This is a genomic window from Segatella copri, from assembly GCF_009495355.1.
Classification (GTDB): domain Bacteria; phylum Bacteroidota; class Bacteroidia; order Bacteroidales; family Bacteroidaceae; genus Prevotella.
Genome location: NZ_VZAD01000011.1, coordinates 1 through 2201, shown reverse-complemented (window position 1 = coordinate 2201; position 2201 = coordinate 1). Strand labels below are relative to the sequence as shown.

The window sequence follows — 2201 nt, the reverse complement described above, 5'->3', positions numbered from 1 at the left end:
ATACACATAGTTGCCGATAGATGCATGGAAGGCTGCACTGAAGTCCCAGTTCTTGTAGATGAACTTGGTGGTGAGACCCATGATGACATCAGGTGCAGGGCTCTTGTAGCAATAACGGTCACCATCATCAATGATTCCGTTAGCATCACGGTCAACATAAAGTCCCTCAATTGGTTTGCCATTCTCGTCGTAAACCTGCTGGTAAACATAGAAAGAATTGATAGGCTCTCCAACCTTGTTTGCCTGTACTTTAGTGTCATTTGAACGAGATACTGAAGATCCAGTCTCAACCCAGTCTGATTTTCCTGCTTCCAACTCGGTGATTTCATTATGGTTCCATCCTACGTTGTAGGTTACATCCCATACGAAGTCCTTGGTGACGATAGGCTTCACATTGATTGCCAATTCCACACCATAGTTTTCCAAAGAACCAACGTTCTTCAAAATCTTGTCGCTTAAGTTAGTACCAGCGGCAACAGCAACAGTAGACAACAGATCGGTAGTCTTACGATAGTAACCATCTACGTTAAAGCCGAAGCGGCCATTGAGAGCGGTGAAATCAAGACCTGCATTGTAGGTTGTAGTCTTTTCCCAAGTCAGGTCAGAATTGCTTGCAGATGGACGTAAAGTAGGATAATAATTGTCACCGAATGGATATTGTGCATAACTGTTGCTGACTCTGTACAGAGTAGTATAGTAGAAGTCGTCAATACCATTCTGCTGACCAGTCATACCCCAGCCCAAGCGGAGCTTCAACTCGTCAAGCCACTTTACGTTCTTCATGAATGGCTCGTTGTTGATCTTCCAGGCAAAGGCTGCAGCAGGGAAGTAACCCCACTTCTTGCCCTTTCTGAAGCGTGAAGAACCATCGGCACGGAAGGTTGCTGTAAGCAAATAGCGATCTAATAAGTTATAGTTGAAGCGTCCGAAGTAAGACACCAATGAGTTATGGGCTTTCCAAAACTCGTCTGATTGGAACTTTGGATCATTCTCGTAATTCCATTTACCTTCTGTAGCTTCATACTGAGGATTGGTATCTCTCAGGTATTCATCAATACCAGTTCCAAAGTTATATCCTGTTCTGTGGTAGTGGCTCTGCTCTGCACCTGCCATGATGTCGATGTCGTGAACACCAAACTTATGGGCATATTCAGCAAATGCTTTTCCTTCAATACTGTATTTGTATTGATGATCAGTGTTATAACGACCAAAATAGTTATATTCAGGATTAGCAACAGTATACTTAGAGTATTCCTCATTTTGTCTACCATCAGTGTATTGTGCTCCTATGGCTGCATGCAAATGCAAGTCTTCAAAGCCATGAATCTTATAATCTACCTCCAAGTTTGAAGATATGTCATGAGTTTTGGCTATACACTTGTAATTGTCAAGGAGAGACACTGGGTTCTGCGGATAATTAGCAGCAGGCATGTATTTCCAATTAGGATCGGTAATCTTATCACTCTTTCCCTGCAGGTAATTGAAATATCCGCCTACGCAGTCGTACTTCTCATCGTTTACGCGAACGGGCTGTGTGGGGTCCATTCGGAGTGCGTTAAAGATGGCGTCACCTGCTTGTGCGTAGCGATCCTTCTCAAACATATACTTCGCTGTGAAGTTGAAGTTCAAGTGCTTGTCGAGGAAGGAAGGAGCCACATTGACTGAAGTGTTGAAACGCTTCATCCAGCTGGTCTTAACGATACCGTTGTTGTCTTCGAAACCTAAGCCAATACGATAAGGCATATCCTTCAAGCCGCCCTGAATACTGAGACTGTGCTTGGTAGAGACGGAAGTGCGGAAAATCTCGTCCTGCCAGTCTGTGTCGGCATCACCCAAACCCAAACTGCTTATATCTTTTCCTAAAGAGGTAAGAGCCTGCTTGTACTCGCTGGCATTCATCACCTCATATTTCTTCTGGATGGTAGATATTGTGATATCACCATTATAAGTAACGGTAGGTCTCTGACCAGCACGTCCCTTCTTGGTGGTGATGATGATGACACCATTAGAAGCACGAGAACCATAGATGGCGGTAGCCGAAGCGTCCTTCAATACAGTGAAGCTCTCGATATCGTTAGGGTTAATCATCGCCAAGACATTACTCATACCCTTATTGGTATTGTTGTCAATAGCCAAACCATCGATAACATAGAGAGGGTCGTTAGAAGCATTCAGAGAGGCACCACCACGGATACGAATCT

The 2201-nt window shown here is 44.1% G+C and carries 1 protein-coding gene; it reads right to left on the bottom strand.

The features are described 5' to 3' along the window. A partial coding sequence (locus F7D20_RS00790; protein ID WP_158462372.1) for a SusC/RagA family TonB-linked outer membrane protein occupies positions 1 to 2201 on the bottom strand: 2201 nt, incomplete at both ends.